General features: G+C 69.3%; 13 protein-coding genes and 1 pseudogene. 9 read left to right on the top strand and 5 right to left on the bottom strand.

Annotated features, from left to right (window positions below; genetic code table 11):
• A pseudogene (locus K6753_RS11935) lies at positions 1-146 on the top strand (ABC transporter ATP-binding protein); the annotation flags it as partial.
• 118 nt (positions 147-264) lie between these two features.
• Here K6753_RS11935 and glmS read toward each other — a convergent pair.
• Entirely contained in the window at positions 265-2097 is a 1833-nt protein-coding gene (gene glmS / locus K6753_RS11930) for a glutamine--fructose-6-phosphate transaminase (isomerizing) (protein WP_223676680.1), read from the bottom strand.
• A gap of 204 nt (positions 2098-2301) precedes the next feature.
• Here glmS and K6753_RS11925 point away from each other — a divergent pair, with 204 nt between their 5' ends.
• From K6753_RS11925 to K6753_RS11895, 7 genes are all read left to right on the top strand, one after another.
• On the top strand, positions 2302-3582 hold the full coding sequence (locus K6753_RS11925; RefSeq protein ID WP_223676679.1) for an efflux RND transporter periplasmic adaptor subunit: 1281 nt from the start codon (positions 2302-2304) through the stop codon (positions 3580-3582).
• A 2-nt stretch (positions 3583-3584) separates the two neighbouring features.
• Positions 3585-3803 carry a hypothetical protein gene (locus K6753_RS11920; protein ID WP_223676678.1) on the top strand — a complete coding sequence of 73 codons (219 nt, stop codon included), beginning with the start codon at positions 3585-3587 and terminating at the stop codon, positions 3801-3803.
• A 62-nt stretch (positions 3804-3865) separates the two neighbouring features.
• Positions 3866-4576, top strand: coding sequence for an ABC transporter ATP-binding protein (locus tag K6753_RS11915; protein ID WP_223676677.1), 711 nt, complete (start codon positions 3866-3868; stop codon positions 4574-4576).
• 106 nt (positions 4577-4682) lie between these two features.
• A complete protein-coding gene (locus tag K6753_RS11910; RefSeq protein ID WP_223676676.1) occupies positions 4683-5990 on the top strand; it encodes an ABC transporter permease in 1308 nt (435 codons plus the stop codon).
• 67 nt (positions 5991-6057) lie between these two features.
• Positions 6058-7281, top strand: a complete 1224-nt coding sequence (locus K6753_RS11905; RefSeq protein ID WP_223676675.1) for an ABC transporter permease — start codon at positions 6058-6060, stop codon at positions 7279-7281.
• A gap of 225 nt (positions 7282-7506) precedes the next feature.
• Positions 7507-8853 (top strand): sigma-54-dependent transcriptional regulator, encoded by a 1347-nt coding sequence (locus tag K6753_RS11900; RefSeq protein ID WP_223676674.1) that lies wholly within the window; start codon positions 7507-7509, stop codon positions 8851-8853.
• A 7-nt stretch (positions 8854-8860) separates the two neighbouring features.
• Entirely contained in the window at positions 8861-10171 is a 1311-nt protein-coding gene (locus K6753_RS11895; RefSeq protein WP_425492121.1) for a sensor histidine kinase, read from the top strand.
• 268 nt (positions 10172-10439) lie between these two features.
• Here the strand turns inward: K6753_RS11895 and glmU are convergent, their stop codons facing one another.
• The gene (glmU, locus tag K6753_RS11890; protein WP_223676673.1) at positions 10440-11804 is read right to left on the bottom strand and encodes a bifunctional UDP-N-acetylglucosamine diphosphorylase/glucosamine-1-phosphate N-acetyltransferase GlmU; all 1365 of its coding nucleotides are present in this window, start codon (positions 11802-11804) and stop codon (positions 10440-10442) included.
• A gap of 183 nt (positions 11805-11987) precedes the next feature.
• Between glmU and K6753_RS11885 the strand changes: the two genes are divergently transcribed.
• A complete protein-coding gene (locus K6753_RS11885; protein WP_223676672.1) occupies positions 11988-12371 on the top strand; it encodes a GtrA family protein in 384 nt (127 codons plus the stop codon).
• A gap of 120 nt (positions 12372-12491) precedes the next feature.
• On the opposite strand, the gene K6753_RS11880 is transcribed toward K6753_RS11885, so the two are convergent.
• The 3 genes from K6753_RS11880 to atpG form a co-directional block, all read right to left on the bottom strand.
• The gene (locus K6753_RS11880) at positions 12492-12914 is read right to left on the bottom strand and encodes a F0F1 ATP synthase subunit epsilon (protein WP_223676671.1); all 423 of its coding nucleotides are present in this window, start codon (positions 12912-12914) and stop codon (positions 12492-12494) included.
• A 121-nt stretch (positions 12915-13035) separates the two neighbouring features.
• Positions 13036-14445, bottom strand: coding sequence for a F0F1 ATP synthase subunit beta (atpD, locus tag K6753_RS11875; RefSeq protein ID WP_223676670.1), 1410 nt, complete (start codon positions 14443-14445; stop codon positions 13036-13038).
• A 63-nt stretch (positions 14446-14508) separates the two neighbouring features.
• The gene (gene atpG / locus K6753_RS11870) at positions 14509-15372 is read right to left on the bottom strand and encodes a F0F1 ATP synthase subunit gamma (protein ID WP_223676669.1); all 864 of its coding nucleotides are present in this window, start codon (positions 15370-15372) and stop codon (positions 14509-14511) included.
• Between the last annotated feature and the right edge of the window lie 8 nt (positions 15373-15380).

Here is a 15380-nt window from a genome sequence, read left to right as displayed (position 1 = left end):
CGCCGCCGGCACCACCATCGTCATGGTCACCCACGACCCGGAACTGGCCGCGCGCGCAGCGCAACGTGCACATCGTCGACGGCATGGCCACCGACATGACGGTCGAGCCGGGGCTGGTGCGGGCGCCGGCGGCCGCCACGGCCTGACGCCTGTAGGAGCGGCTTCAGCCGCGATCGGGAACCGCTTTGTGTCACGTCCACACGATCGCGGCTGAAGCCGCTCCTACAGAAACTTCCGCACTACCCGCGGGGACTCGCCCCGCGGTTATTCCACCGTCACCGACTTGGCCAGGTTGCGCGGTTTGTCGACGTCGGTGCCGCGTGCCAGCGCGGCGTGGTAGGCCAGCAGCTGCACCGGGATCGCGTGCACGATCGGGCTGAGCACGCCGACGTGGCGCGGGGTGCGGATGACGTGCACCTGCTCGGACTCGCCGAAGTGGCTGTCGGCGTCGGCGAACACGAACATCTCGCCGCCGCGCGCCCGCACTTCCTGGATGTTGGACTTCACCTTCTCCAGCAGGCTGTCGTTGGGGGCGATCACCACTACCGGCATTTCCGCGTCCACCAGCGCCAGCGGCCCGTGCTTGAGCTCGCCGGCCGGGTAGGCCTCGGCGTGGATGTAGGAGATTTCCTTGAGCTTGAGCGCACCCTCGAGCGCGATCGGGTAGTGCACGCCGCGGCCCAGGAACAGCGCGTGTTCGCGCGGGGCGAAGCGTTCGGCCCAGGCGGTGATCTGCGGCTCCAGGTTGAGCGCGTGCTGCACGCTGCCGGGCAGGTGGCGCAGGGCGTCGACGAACCCGGCTTCCTGCGCGGCATCCAGCCGGCCACCGAGCTTGGCGAGCGTGGCGGTCAGCGTGAACAGCGCCACCAGCTGGGTAGTGAAGGCCTTGGTCGAAGCCACGCCGATCTCGGCGCCGGCGCGGGTGTAGTAGACCAGCCGGCTGGCGCGCGGGATCGCGCTCTCGGGGACGTTGCAGATCGACAGCGTCTTCTCGTGCCCCAGCGACTTGGCGTACTTGAGCGCTTCCATCGTGTCGAGCGTCTCGCCCGACTGCGAAATGGTGACGACCAGGTGCTTCGGATTGGCCACCGCGCGGCGGTAGCGGTACTCGCTGGCGATCTCCACCGAGCACGGCAGGCCGGCGATCGACTCGATCCAGTACCGCGCGGTCAGGCCGGCGTAGTAGCTGGTGCCACAGGCGAGGATCTGCACGCCTTCCACGCCCGCCAGCACATCGGCCGCGTGGTCACCGAACAGCTCGGCGGAGAAGCCGTTGTTGTCGATCACCGCCTCGATGGTGTCGGCGACCGCGCGCGGCTGCTCGTGGATCTCCTTCTGCATGAAGTGGCGGTAGGGGCCCAGCTCCAGGGAGGCCAGCGACACGTCAGAGACGTGCACCTCGCGCTCGATGGCGGCACCGGCGTCGTCGAAGACACGCACGGCCTCGCGCGTGACCTCGGCGGTATCGCCCTCCTCCAGGAAGATCACCCGGCGCGTGGCCTGGACGATCGCCGAGACGTCGCTGGCGATGAAGTTCTCGCCTTCGCCAAGGCCCACCAGCAGCGGGCAGCCCATGCGCGCGGCGATCATGCGGCCGGGATCGCGCGTGCTGACCACGGCGATCGCGTAGGCACCCGTCAACTCGCGCGTGGCGGCCTGCACCGCCGCCAGGAGGTCCTCCCCGGCCTTCTGGTGGTGGTGGATGAGGTGCGCGATGACCTCGGTGTCGGTCTCGGACTCGAACGCGTAACCGGCATCGCGCAGGCGGCCGCGCATCTCGTCGTGGTTCTCGATGATGCCGTTATGCACCACCGCCAGCTCGTTGAAGCTGACGTGCGGATGGGCATTGGCCTCCGTGACGCCGCCATGGGTGGCCCAGCGGGTGTGGCCGATGCCCAGGCGCGCGTGCACGCCCTCGGCCCGCGCGGCGGCCTCCATCTCCGACACCCGGCCGGTGCGGCGCACGCGGCGCACCCCGTCGCCGTCGAGCACCGCGATGCCCGCCGAATCGTAGCCGCGGTATTCCAGCCGCTTGAGGCCCTCGATGAGGACGGGGACCACATCGCGATCGGCGATCGCGCCAACGATTCCACACATGCGTGGCGAGCTCCTTCAGGTGATCGCGCAGTTTAGCGGTTCGAACCCGCCCGGGCACTGTCCGGCGGACGGCCGTCCGCTGGCCGCGGACACCGGACGAGTCGGATAATTTCCTTAACAAACAAACACATAAACGCTGGCACGGAACCTGCTGGATATCGGGTGTACCGGGCGCACGCCGCCCCACTCTCCTACAGGACCCGCATGAGCATCCGCGACACCTCCGCCCAGGACCGCCCCACGCACCCCGCTTCCAGTGGCCGGCGCGACCGCCGCCGCTGGCTGATGGCCGCCGGTGCCGGCCTGGGCGTGGTGGTGCTGGCCGGCTGGCTGCTCTCGGCGTGGAGTGCAGGCGGGCGGTCGATCGACGTGGATCGCCTGCGGATTTCCGAGGTCACCCGCGGCGACCTGGTGCGCGACATCGCCGCCGACGGCCGGGTGATCGCCGCCAACAGCCCCACCCTGTACGCGATTGCCGGCGGCACGGTGACCCTGCACGTGGTGGCCGGCGACGCGGTCGAGAAGGGCCAGGCGCTGGCGGAGATCGACAGCCCCGAACTGCGCAGCCAGCTGGCGCAGGAGCAGGCGACGCTGGCCAGCCTGGAAGCCGAGGCCAGCCGCGCCGGGCTCGACGCCCGCATCACCCGCGCCACCGCCACCCGCACCGTCGAGCAGGCCGAGATCGACCTGCAGGCGGCGCGCCGCGACCTGGAGCGCAACCAGCGCGCGTTCGAAGGCGGGGCCGTGGCGCAGATCGACGTCGCACGTGCGCAGGACGACCTGCGCAAGGCCGAACTGGGACTGGTGCACGCGCGCAACGAGCAGTCGCTGCAGGGCCAGGGCGCCGGTCTGGACACCCGCAACAAGGCGCTGCTGGCCGACCGCCAGCGCGCGGTGGTGACCGAGATGCAGCGCCAGGTGGACGCGCTCACCCTGCGCGCGCCGTTCGACGGCCAAGTGGGCCAGGTGCAGGTCGTGCAGCGGCAGAACGTGGCCGCCAACGCGCCGGTCCTGGGCGTGGTCGACCTGAGCCGCTTCGAGGTGGAGATCCGCGTACCGGAAAGTTTCGCCCGCGACCTCGCCATCGGCATGCCGGCGCAACTGGGCGGCAGCGGCAACGCGTTCGCCGCCGAGGTGTCGGCGGTCTCGCCGGAGGTCGTCAACGGCGAGGTCACCGCGCGCCTGCGCTTCACCGGCGACCAGCCGCCCGGCCTGCGCCAGAACCAGCGGCTGGGCGCCCGCATCCTGCTCGACACGCGCGAGGACGTGCTGATGGTCGAGCGCGGCCCCTTCCTGGAACAGGGCGGCGGCCGCAGTGCCTGGGTGATGGACGGCGATGTCGCCGCCAAGCGCCCGATCCGTACCGGCGTCAGCAGCCTGGGCGCCGTGGAAATCCTGGAAGGGCTGCAGGCCGGCGACCGCGTGGTGGTTTCCGGCACCGACCAGTTCGGCGACGCCGAACGCATCCGCATCTCCGGAGACTGACCATGAACACGCACACCGCCTTCCCCTTCGACCTGCACTGGTCCTCGCACGACCTCGCCGACGCCATGCCGCGGCGGCTGCGGCTGCACGAGGTGTTCGCCATCGATGCGCCGCACGCATCGGCCGGCAACGACCCGGCGTTCCGTGCCCCCCGCGCACGCGGCTGGCATGCCGGCTACGCCGCGCCGGCACCGCTGCCGACGCACTTCCGCATCAGCTGATCCATTACACGTCAGCCGCCGCCGCGGCCGCGCCCCGCATCCAGACAACAAGGACTCCCGCCATGCTGCACATGCAAGCCGTCACCAAGGTCTATCGCACCGAGCTCGTCGAAACCCACGCCCTGCGGTCGCTGGACCTGCACGTGCGCGAGGGCGAGTTCGTCGCGGTGACCGGCCCCTCGGGCTCGGGCAAGACGACGTTCCTCAACATCGCGGGCCTGCTGGAGACGTTCACCGGCGGCACCTACCTGCTGGATGGCGAGGACGTAAGCGCGCTGTCGGACGACGCGCGCTCGAAGCTGCGCAACCGCAAGATCGGTTTCATCTTCCAGAGCTTCAACCTGATCCCGGACCTCAACCTGTTCGACAACTGCGACGTGCCGCTGCGCTACCGCGGCATGTCCGCGGCCGAACGCCGCCAACGCATCGAGGAGGCGCTGACCAGGGTCGGCCTGGGCTCACGCATGAAGCATTTCCCCGCCGAGCTGTCGGGCGGCCAGCAGCAGCGCGCCGCGATCGCCCGCGCGCTGGCCGGCAGCCCGCGCCTGCTGCTGGCCGACGAGCCCACCGGCAACCTCGACTCGCAGATGGCGCGCGGCGTGCTGGAGATGCTGGAGGAAATCAACGCCGCCGGCACCACCATCGTCATGGTCACCCACGACCCGGAACTGGCCGCGCGCGCGCAGCGCAACGTGCACATCGTCGACGGCATGGCCACCGACATGACGGTCGAGCCGGGGCTGGTGCGGGCGCCGGCGGCCGCCACGGCCTGACGCCTGTAGGAGCGGCTTCAGCCGCGAACAGGAGCCGGCGCGTACGCCGAGGGTTCAAGGATCGCGGCTGAAGCCGCTCCTACAAAACTGCAAGAAGGAACGTCCCATGTTCACCTACTACCTCGACCTCGCGGTCCGCAGCTTCCGCCGCAACAGGGTGCTGACGGCGCTGATGGTGCTCGCCATCGCGCTGGGCATCGGCGCGGCAATGACCACGCTGACCGTGTTCCACGTGCTGTCGGGCGATCCGCTGCCGGGCAAGAGCCACACGCTGTTCTATCCGCAGCTGGACCCGCGGTCGATGAACGGCTACACGCCCGGCGACGAGCCCGAGTCGCAGATGACGCGCTTCGATGCCGAGGCGCTGCTGCGCGAGGCACGCGGCGACCGCCAGGCCTTCATGACCGGCGGCGGCGTCGCGATCGAACCGCAGAAGGCCGGGCTCGACCCGTTCAACATCGAGTCGCGCTACACGACGGCCGACTTCTTCCCGATGTTCGAGGTGCCACTCGCCTTCGGCCGCAGCTGGACCGCCGAGGACGACGCCGGCCGCAGCCGCGTGGTGGTGATCGGCCAGGAGCTCAATGAACGGCTGTTCGGCGGTGCCGACAGCACGGGGCGCGAACTGCGCATCGACCAGACCGCGTTCCGCATCATCGGCGTGATGGACGAGTGGCGCCCCACCCCGCGCTTCTACGACCTGACCAACGACCGCTTCGGTGGCGTCGAGCAGGTGTTCATCCCGTTCTCGACCGCGCGCGACCTCGACATGGGCACCAGCGGCAACATGAACTGCTGGGACAGCGTCGACGACCCGGAGGGCGAGCGCGGCGTCAATGCGCCCTGCAGCTGGCTGCAGTACTGGGTCGAACTGGACACGCCGGAAAAGGTCGACGACTACCGCGCCTACCTGTCGAACTATTCCGACCAGCAGCGCGCCGCCGGCCGCTACGAGCGCCCGAGCAACGTGCGGCTGTACGACGTGATGGGCTGGCTGGACAACCAGAACGTGGTGCCCAGCGACGTACGGATGCAGGTGTGGCTGGCGTTCGGCTTCCTGCTGGTGTGCCTGATCAACACGGTGGGCCTGCTGCTGGCCAAGTTCCTGCGCCGCTCCAGCGAAATCGGCGTGCGCCGCGCGCTCGGTGCCTCACGCGGTTCGATCTTCGCGCAGTGCCTGGTGGAAGCCGGAACGGTCGGCCTGGCCGGCGGCGTGCTCGGCCTGGGCCTGGCGCTGCTCGGCCTGTGGGCGGTGCGCCAGCAACCCGCCAGCTACGCGGAACTCGCGCGGCTGGACCCGGCGATGCTGCTGACCACCTTCGCGTTGGCCATCGTCGCCAGCCTGCTGGCCGGGCTGTTGCCGGCGTGGCGCGCGTGCCAGGTGACGCCGGCGATCCAGCTCAAATCGCAGTGACGACGGCGGGCCAAGGCCCACTCAGTCCCGCTCCATCGATGCTCCAACGACCCACACGGTGAACCCCATGGACATCCGCCCCATCCTTTCCACCCTGCTGCGGCACAAGACCGCCGCGGCCCTGATCGTGCTGGAGATCGCCGTCAGCTGCGCGATCATCTGCAACGCGCTGTTCCTGATCGGAAGCCGGCTGGAGCACATGGACCGCGCCAGCGGCCTGGCCGAGGAGGAGATCGTGCGCGTGCACATCACCGGCATCGGCACCGACGACAACGCCGCCGCGCTCACGCGCGAGGACCTGGCCTCGCTGCGCGCGATTCCCGGCGTGCAGGCGGCCAGCGCGACCAACCAGATTCCGTACGGCAACTCCTCGTGGAACAGCTCGGTCAACCTCGAGCTGGACCAGCCGAACCAGACGCTCAACGCCGCCGTGTACCTGGGCGAAGAAGACCTGGTGGAGACGTTCGGCCTGCGCATCGTCGAGGGCCGCGACTTCAACCCCGACGAGTACATCGACTGGGCAGACGTCGACACGCCCGGCAGCGATACGCCGATCCCGGCCATGCTGGTGAGCCGGGCCGCCGCGCAGCGCCTGTTCCCGGACGAGAGCGCGGTCGGCAAGCAGGTCTACAGCTGGGGCGACAACCCGATCCGGATCGTCGGCGTGGTCGATCAGCTGATCCGGCCCAACGAAGGCGGCGGGGCGAACAACCACGCGCTGTCGATCATGCTGCCGATCCGCACGCCGTACGGCATGGGCCCGTATGTCCTGCGCACCGAACCGGGCCGCCGCACCGAAGTCATCGAGGCCGCGCTGGCCGCGCTGGACCGCAACAACGCCAGCCGCATCGTGCTCGACAGCGACACCTTCAGCGACGTGCGCGATGCGTACTACGCGCAGGACCGCTCGATGGCGTGGCTGCTGGTCGCGGTGTGCATCGCGCTGCTGGTGGTGACGGCGCTGGGCATCGTCGGCCTGGCCAGCTTCTGGGTGCAGCAGCGCACCAAGCAGATCGGCGTGCGCCGCGCACTCGGCGCCACCCGCGGACAGGTGCTGCGCTACTTCCAGACCGAGAACTTCCTGCTGGCCACCGTCGGCATCGTGCTGGGCATGCTGATGGCCTACGGCATCAACCTGCTGCTGATGGACATCTACGAGCTGCCCCGCCTGCCGGCGATGTACCTGCCCGTCGGCGCGGTCGCGCTGTGGCTGCTCGGGCAGGCCGCGGTGTTCGGCCCGGCGCGCAAGGCCGCTTCAGTGCCGCCGGCGGTTGCAACGCGGAGCGTTTGATACGACGTGGGTGCTTGAGCCCCTCTCCCCTAAGAGAGGGGTTGGTGAGAGGGGTTGCGGAGAGGGTGCGACGAAGTTGCGTACCATGCCCGACCGTTACCTTCATCAGTCGACGGTCGTCGTCCCGACCTGGCAGTAGACCGCTCCGCCGAACCCTCATCCGCCCTTCCGGGGCACCTTCTCCCGGCGGGAGAAGGACACCGACACCGGCCCGCATATTCAGCCATGCCTACCGTCCTGATCATCGACGACAATCCCGCGGTCGGCACCGCGCTGGACGTGCTGCTGGGCATGCACGAGATCGCCGTGCGCACCGCAGAGTCGCCCGAGGCCGGCCTGGCTGCGCTGGACGCCGACGACATCGACCTGGTCATCCAGGACATGAACTTCCGCGCCGACACCACGTCGGGCGAGGAAGGCATCGCGTTGTTCCGCGCCATCCGCGCGCGGCATCCGGACCTGCCGATCATCCTGCTGACCGCCTGGACCCACCTGGACACCGCGGTGGAGTTGGCCAAGGCCGGCGCGGCCGATTACCTGGCCAAGCCGTGGGACGACCGCAAGCTGCTGGCGCAGGTGGAGAACCTGCTGGAACTGTCGGCAGCCTCGCGCGAGGTGGCGCGCCTGCAGGGCCAGCGCCGCCGCGTCCACCGCCAGCTGGAGGAGCGCTACGACCTGTGCGGGCTGGTGTTCGCCTCCGACGCGATGGCGCGCGTGGTCGAACTGGCCGGCCAGGTCGCGCGTGCCGACGTGCCGGTGCTCATCTGCGGGCCCAATGGCAGCGGCAAGGAAAAGCTCGCGCAGATCATCCAGGCCAATTCGCCGGTGCGCGACGGCCCGTTCGTGACGCTCAACTGCGGCGCGCTGCCGTCAGAGCTGATCGAGGCCGAACTGTTCGGCAGCGAACCCGGGGCCTACACCGGCGCCATCAGGGCACGTGAGGGCAAGTTCGAAGCATCCGATGGCGGCACGCTGTTCCTGGACGAAATCGGCAACCTGCCGCCGGCCGGCCAGATGAAGCTGCTGCGCGTTCTCGAAACCGGGCGCTTCGAGCGGCTGGGTTCCAACCGCGAGCGCCAGGTCAAGGTGCGCGTGGTCAGCGCGACCAATGCCGACCTGCCGGCGATGATCGCCGAGGGCCGCTTCCGCGAGGACCTCTACTACCGGCTCAACACCATCCAGGTCGAAATCCCGCCCTTGGCCGCACGCAGCGACGACATCCTGCCGCTGGCCCGCCACTTCCTGCATGCGCTGGGGGACAGCAAGCGCATGGCCGAGGACGCCGAGCGCGCGCTGAAGGCGCATGCCTGGCCGGGCAACGTGCGGGAGCTGCGAAACACGCTCCAGCGTGCCTCCCTGCTGGCGCGCGGCGATGCCATCCACGCCGCCGACCTCGGCCTGCCCGTGGCCGCGCGCGCATCCGCCGCGAGCAACGACGAGCCCGACCGCGCCGAGATCGAAGCCGTGCTTGCGCGCAATGGTGGGGTCATGGCGCAGGCGGCCGCGGAACTGGGCCTGTCGCGCCAGGCGCTGTACCGGCGGCTCGACCGGCTCGGCATCAAACGGGACTGAGCCGGCCATGCGGCTGATCCGCCACCTGCCGCTGAGCCTGGTCTTCACCGGGTTGGCGATCGTCTATGTCGCCGCTGCCGCCGCGCTGACAATGCTGTTGACGCCGCTGCTGCCGCAGCGCTGGATGGCGGCAGCGGGTGCGGTGGCGTTGCTGGCACCGTTGCTCGCCTACCACGTGCGCCGCGCGTTCGCGCCGATGAACGCGCTGTTCCGCGCGCTGGCGGGCAGCGTGGCCAGCTATCGCGACGGCGACTTCGGATTCGGGCTGGCCTGGCGTGGCCGCGGCGCTCTCGCCGAGCTCGTCGATGCCCACAACCGGCTGGGCGACGCACTTCGCGAGCAGCGCCTGGCGCTGGTCCAGCGCGAGCTGCTGCTCGACACGATGGTGCAGAACACCCCCGTCGCCATGGTGCTGGTCGATCCGTCGCGGCGGATCGTGCTGGGCAACATCGCCGCGCGCAAACTGCTGGGCGAGGGCCACAAGCTGGAGGGCCGCGATTTCGACGCGCTGGTCGAAAGCGCGCCCGATGCAGTCCGCGAGGCCTTCGATCGCGGCGGCGACGGCATGTTCACCGTCGGCGATGCCGACCATGAAGACATCTACCACCTGGCCCGGCGCCAGTTCCGGCTCAACGGCCGCCGCCACGAGCTCATCCTGCTGCGCGTGCTCACCGCCGAGCTGCGGCGCCAGGAAGTGCAGACCTGGAAGAAGGTCATCCGCGTCATCAGCCACGAGCTCAACAACTCGCTGGCGCCGATCGCGTCCTTGGCGCATTCGGGTTCGGAGCTGCTGCGCCGCGGCCAGGTCGAGAAGCTGCCGACCGCGCTGGCGACCATCGAGGACCGCGCGCGGCACCTGGAGGGCTTTATCCGCGACTACGCGCGCTTCGCCAAGCTGCCCGCGCCGCGGCGCGAGCCGGTGGAGTGGTCGCGCTTCGTCGCGCAGCTGCGCGAGCAGGTCGAGTTCCGCAACGAGGGCGCCACCGATGGCATCGCCCGCGTCGACCTGGTGCAGCTGGAGCAGAGCGTGATCAACCTGCTCAAGAACGCGCACGAGTCCGGCTCGCCCCCGGGCGATGTCGCGTTGGCGATCCGGCGCCTGCCGGATGCGTGGCGGCTGGACATCCTCGACCGCGGCACGGGCATGAACGAGGCGGTGCTGTCCAACGCGCTACTGCCGTTCTATTCGACCAAGCGCAACGGCACCGGGCTGGGGCTGGCGCTGGCACGCGAGATCGCCGAGGCGCACGGCGGACGAATCGCCCTGCTCAACCGCGAAGGCGGCGGGCTGTGCGTGTCGATGGTGTTGCCGGACTAGCGCCTCGGCACCGCAAATCATGCCCCTGCAGGAGCGACTTCAGCCGCGATCGAAAGCCCCGCTCCTTGGTAGGAGCGACGTAAGTCGCGACCGCGCTACCCCGGCCAACCGCGCATCGCGACTTACGTGGCTCCTGCACGGGATGGTTCGAGTGCAAATGTCGCGCTTGTAGGAGCGGCTTCAGCCGCGATCGTGAATCAGGAACGAGCGCACGGTTGCCGTTCGCGGCTGAAGCCGCTCCTACAGATGGGGAGGCGTGGCGGCCCGGCTACTTCTTCGTCGGCCGCTGCCACCCGTCGACCACCGACTGCCGCGCGCGCGCCACGCTCAACTTGCCCTCGGGCGCGCTGCGGGTGATCACCGAACCGGCGGCGACCGTGGCGTCCTTGCCGATCGTCACCGGCGCCACCAGCGAGCTGTTGGAGCCGATGAATGCCCCGTCCTCGATGGTGGTCGTGGACTTGTTGGCGCCGTCGTAGTTGCAGGTGATGGTGCCGGCGCCGATATTGACGCCGCTGCCGACCACCGCGTCGCCGAGGTAGCTCAGGTGGTTGGCCTTGCTTGACACGCCCAGGCGCGTGTTCTTGGTCTCGACGAAGTTGCCGATATGCACGCCATCGGCCAGCACCGTGCCCGGGCGCAGGCGCGCGAACGGCCCGATGGTGGCGGCGCCCTCGACCACCACGCCGTCCAGGTCGCAGTGCGCGCGGACCTCGGTGCCGGGCCCCAGCTTCACGTTGCGCAGGCGGCAGAACGGGCCGATGACGACGCCTTCCGCCAGATCGATGTCGCCTTCGAGCACGACGTCGACATCAATGGCGACATCGCGATCGACCTTGACCGTGCCGCGCACGTCGATGCGCGCCGGGTCAGCCAGTCGCGCGCCATCAATGCAAAGCGCGCGGGCGGCGCGCAGCTGGAAGGCGCGCTCGAGCTGCGCCAGCTGCCAGCGGTCGTTGGCGCCTTCGACCTCGATCGGCTCGCGCACGTGCACCATCTCGGCGGAGTCGTACTCGCTGCTGGCGGCGGCGAACACGTCGGTCAGGTAGTACTCGCCCTGCGCGTTCTCGTTGTCCAGGCCATCCAGCCAGCGCCGCAGCGGCTCGCCGTCGGCCACCAGGATGCCGGTATTGACCGTGCGGATCTCGCGCTGCTCCTCGTCGGCGTCCTTGTGCTCGACGATGCGCGCGACCTTGCCCTCGGCATCGCGCACGATGCGCCCGTAGCCGGCGGGGTCGTCCAAGTCGGCGACCAGCACCGCGATGCGGCCGGGTGCCTCGAGCAGGCGGCGCAGCGTGTCGGCGGTGATCAGCGGCACGTCGCCGTAGAGGACCAGCACGCGCGCGTCGGGCGGCACGTCGGGCATCGCCTGCTGCAATGCGTGGCCGGTGCCGAGGCGCTGGCGCTGCTCGGACCAGTGGAGATCGGCATCGGCGGCGAACGCCTCGCGCACGGCATCGCCGCCGTGGCCGTAGACCACGTGGATGCCTGCCGGGTCGAGCGCGCGCGCGGTATCGACCACGTGGCCCAGCATCGGGCGGCCCGCGATCGGTTGCAGCACCTTGGGCACGGACGAGCGCATCCGCTTGCCTTCGCCCGCGGCGAGGATGACGACGTGCAGCGGTGCGGGCATGGCAACTCCTGGGGTTCGGATCCGGAGGGCGGATTCTAGCCGGCGGCACTGTTAGGATGCCGCGGTGCCGCGACCACGAACGCCCATCGCCCGCCGCGGAATCTCCGTGCCAAGCCCCATCCCCGACGCATCTGCAGTGCCGTGCGTACGGGGGAGATGGCGCGCGCGCGCGCGGTGCGGCGCATGAGCCTGGGGCGGCAGGGGCGCCACTACCTGGTGATCGGCGTGGTCCAGTGGCTGGTCGACTGGGGCGTGATGGTGGGCCTGAGCCACCTGGGCCTCCCGGTGGAGCCCGCGAATATCGCCGGGCGCATCAGCGGCGCGCTGCTCGGGTTCTGGCTCAACGGCCGGATCACGTTCGCCGGCGACGACACGCGCATCGGGCGACGCCAGTTCGGCCGGTTCGTGTTGATGTGGCTGCTGACCACGATGATCAGCACCTGGGCGATCGGCGCGATCGACGATGCCGTGGGCCTGAAGTGGACGTGGCTGGCCAAGCCCGGCGTGGAGCTGGTGCTGGGCGGCATCGGCTTCCTGCTGTCGCGGCACTGGGTCTACCGGCGCTGATCCCGGCGCTGGCGGCATCTCCCCGCTTGGCATCGCGCGTGGCGCGCTCGTTCGACCGCGCCCGCAAATGAAAAAGGCCGGCAATGCCGGCCTTCTTGCTGCACGCGATGAAGCGCGGGGTCAGTGCTTCATGTTCTTGCGCAGGCGCTCCAGCGCCTGCAGCTGCGCCATGGTCTCGGCCAGCTTGGCCTGGGCCTCGGCGACGTCCATCTGCTCGCTGCGGCCGGCCAGCACGCGCTCGGCCTCTTCCTTGGCCGCACGCACGGCGGCCTCGTCGATGTCCTGTGCACGCACGGCGGTGTCGGCCAGCACGGTCACGACCGTCGGCTGCACCTCGAGGATGCCGCCGGACACGGCGAAGTCCAGCTGCTCGCCGCCCGGCAGCGTCACCACGACCTTGCCCGGCTTGAGGCGGGTGATCAGCGGGGCGTGCTTGGGCGCGATACCCAGCTCGCCGATCTCGCCGGTCGCGACCAGCAGCTCGGCCTCACCGTGGAAGATCTCTTCCTCGGCACTGACGATGTCGCAACGGAATGTGCTCATGGGGGGGTCTCGCTCTGCTCGTAGGGGCTGGAGGCTAGGGGTGAGGGGCTGGGTCGGCGCTCTGGATCGAGGTTTGGCCGCGTTGCGCCAATCCCGTGTCCCCAGCCCCCAGTCCCGGCTCTCAGGCCGCCACGCCCATCTTCTTGCCCTTCTCGACCGCTTCCTCGATCGAGCCGACCATGTAGAACGCCTGCTCGGGCAGGTGGTCGTACTCGCCTTCGACGATGCCCTTGAAGCCGCGGATCGTGTCCTTCAGCGAGACGTACTTGCCCGGCGAGCCGGTGAAGACCTCGGCCACGTGGAACGGCTGGCTGAAGAAGCGCTCGATCTTGCGCGCGCGCGACACGGCCTGCTTGTCCTCTTCCGACAGCTCGTCCATGCCCAGGATCGCGATGATGTCCTTGAGCTCCTTGTACTTCTGCAGCGTCGCCTGGACCTTGCGGGCGACGTCGTAGTGCTCGTTGCCGATCACGTTCGGGTCAAGCTGGCGGCTGGTGGAGTCCAGCGGATCCACGGCCGGGTAGATACCCAGGGACGCGATGTTTCGCGACAGCACGACGGTGGCGTCGAGGTGGGCGAAGGTGGTGGCCGGCGACGGGTCGGTCAGGTCGTCCGCAGGCACGTACACGGCCTGGATCGAGGTGATCGAACCGGTCTTGGTCGAGGTGATGCGCTCCTGCAGGACGCCCATTTCCTCGGCCAGGGTGGGCTGGTAGCCCACGGCCGACGGCATGCGGCCCAGCAGCGCCGACACTTCGGTGCCGGCCAGGGTGTAGCGGTAGATGTTGTCGACGAACAGCAGCACGTCGCGGCCCTTGCCCGAGGCGTCCTTCTCGTCGCGGAAGTACTCGGCCATCGTCAGGCCGGTCAGCGCGACGCGCAGGCGGTTGCCCGGCGGCTCGTTCATCTGGCCGTAGACCATCGCCACCTTGTCGAGGACGTTGGAGTCCTTCATCTCGTGGTAGAAGTCGTTGCCCTCGCGGGTACGCTCACCCACGCCGGCGAACACCGACAGGCCTTCGTGCGCCTTGGCGATGTTGTTGATGAGTTCCATCATGTTGACGGTCTTGCCGACGCCGGCGCCGCCGAACAGGCCGACCTTGCCGCCCTTGGCGAACGGGCACATCAGGTCGATGACCTTGATGCCGGTCTCCAGCAGCTCGTTGGTCGAGGACTGCTCTTCGTAGCTCGGGGCCTCGCGGTGGATCTCCCAGTGGTCGGAGGCCTCGACCTCGCCCGCCTCGTCGATCGGGCGGCCCAGCACGTCCATGATGCGGCCCAGCGTGCCCTTGCCCACCGGCACGGAGATCGCACGGCCGGTGTTGGTGGCCACCAGGTTGCGCTTCAGGCCGTCGGTCGAACCCAGCGCGATGGTGCGGACGACGCCGTCGCCCAGCTGCTGCTGGACTTCCAGCGTGATCGCGGTGTTGTCCACCTTCAGCGCGTCGTACACGCGCGGCACGGCGTCACGCGGGAACTCCACGTCGACGACGGCGCCGATGATCTGGACGATCTTGCCCTGGTTGCTCATCACTGTGTCCTCAGACTCTCTAATGCTGCTTTGCCGGCGCGACACGCGCCTGCGGGATAGGGGTTAAACGGCCGCGGCGCCGCCGACGATCTCGGAAATTTCCTGGGTGATCGCCGCCTGCCTGGCCTTGTTGTAGACCAGCTGCAGGGTGTCGATCAGCTTGCTGGCGTTGTCGCTGGCGGCCTTCATCGCGACCATGCGCGCGGCGTGCTCGGACGCCACGTTCTCCAGCACTGCCTGGTACACCAGCGACTCGATGTAGCGCGTCAGCACGTGCTCGAGCACGGACTCGGCATCGGGCTCGTAGATGTAGTCCCAGTCGTGCTTGGCGACCTGCGTCTCCGGCGCCGGCAGCGGCAGCAGCTGGTCAAACGCCGCGCGCTGGGTCATCGTGTTGACGAAGTCGTTGTAGCAGATGAACACCCGGTCGATGGTGCCGTCGCTGTAGGCGTCGAGCATCACCTTGATCACGCCCACCAGCTGCTCCAGCTTCGGCGCGTCGTCCAGGTGGGTGACCGAGGCCAGCATGTTGACCTTGATACGGCGGAAGAACACCGAGGCCTTCTGGCCGATGGTGACCACGTCGACCTCGACGCCCTGGTCGTGCCACTTGCGGAACTCGCCCAGCAGCTTGCGGAACAGGTTGTTGTTGAGGCCGCCGGCCAGGCCGCGGTCGGACGAGACGATGACGTAGCCGACGCGCTTGGGATCCTTGCGCTCGGTCATGTACGGGTGCTGGTAGTCGGAGTTGGCCTGCGCCAGGTGTCCGATCACCTGCTTCATGACCCGCGCGTAGGGGCGCGAGGTCTTCATCCGCTCCTGCGCCTTCCGGATCTTGGAGGCCGACACCATCTCGAGCGCGCGCGTCACCTTGCGGGTGTTCTGCACGCTCTTGATCTTGGTCTTGATTTCTCTGCCGCCGGCCATGCTCTTCT

The organism is Novilysobacter selenitireducens (genome assembly GCF_020026895.1).
GTDB classification, from domain to species: Bacteria; Pseudomonadota; Gammaproteobacteria; order Xanthomonadales; family Xanthomonadaceae; genus Lysobacter_C; species Lysobacter_C selenitireducens.
The sequence above is the reverse complement of the archived record's forward strand: the minus strand, read 5'-3'. Positions and strand labels throughout refer to the sequence as shown.

Coding starts and splice junctions, on each gene's coding strand:
- glmS (WP_223676680.1), bottom strand. CDS start 2,097: ATGTGTGGAATCGTTGGCGCGATCGCCGATCGCGATGTGGTCCCCGTC.
- K6753_RS11925 (WP_223676679.1), top strand. CDS start 2,302: ATGAGCATCCGCGACACCTCCGCCCAGGACCGCCCCACGCACCCCGCT.
- K6753_RS11920 (WP_223676678.1), top strand. CDS start 3,585: ATGAACACGCACACCGCCTTCCCCTTCGACCTGCACTGGTCCTCGCAC.
- K6753_RS11915 (WP_223676677.1), top strand. CDS start 3,866: ATGCTGCACATGCAAGCCGTCACCAAGGTCTATCGCACCGAGCTCGTC.
- K6753_RS11910 (WP_223676676.1), top strand. CDS start 4,683: ATGTTCACCTACTACCTCGACCTCGCGGTCCGCAGCTTCCGCCGCAAC.
- K6753_RS11905 (WP_223676675.1), top strand. CDS start 6,058: ATGGACATCCGCCCCATCCTTTCCACCCTGCTGCGGCACAAGACCGCC.
- K6753_RS11900 (WP_223676674.1), top strand. CDS start 7,507: ATGCCTACCGTCCTGATCATCGACGACAATCCCGCGGTCGGCACCGCG.
- K6753_RS11895 (WP_425492121.1), top strand. CDS start 8,861: ATGCGGCTGATCCGCCACCTGCCGCTGAGCCTGGTCTTCACCGGGTTG.
- glmU (WP_223676673.1), bottom strand. CDS start 11,804: ATGCCCGCACCGCTGCACGTCGTCATCCTCGCCGCGGGCGAAGGCAAG.
- K6753_RS11885 (WP_223676672.1), top strand. CDS start 11,988: ATGAGCCTGGGGCGGCAGGGGCGCCACTACCTGGTGATCGGCGTGGTC.
- K6753_RS11880 (WP_223676671.1), bottom strand. CDS start 12,914: ATGAGCACATTCCGTTGCGACATCGTCAGTGCCGAGGAAGAGATCTTC.
- atpD (WP_223676670.1), bottom strand. CDS start 14,445: ATGAGCAACCAGGGCAAGATCGTCCAGATCATCGGCGCCGTCGTCGAC.
- atpG (WP_223676669.1), bottom strand. CDS start 15,372: ATGGCCGGCGGCAGAGAAATCAAGACCAAGATCAAGAGCGTGCAGAAC.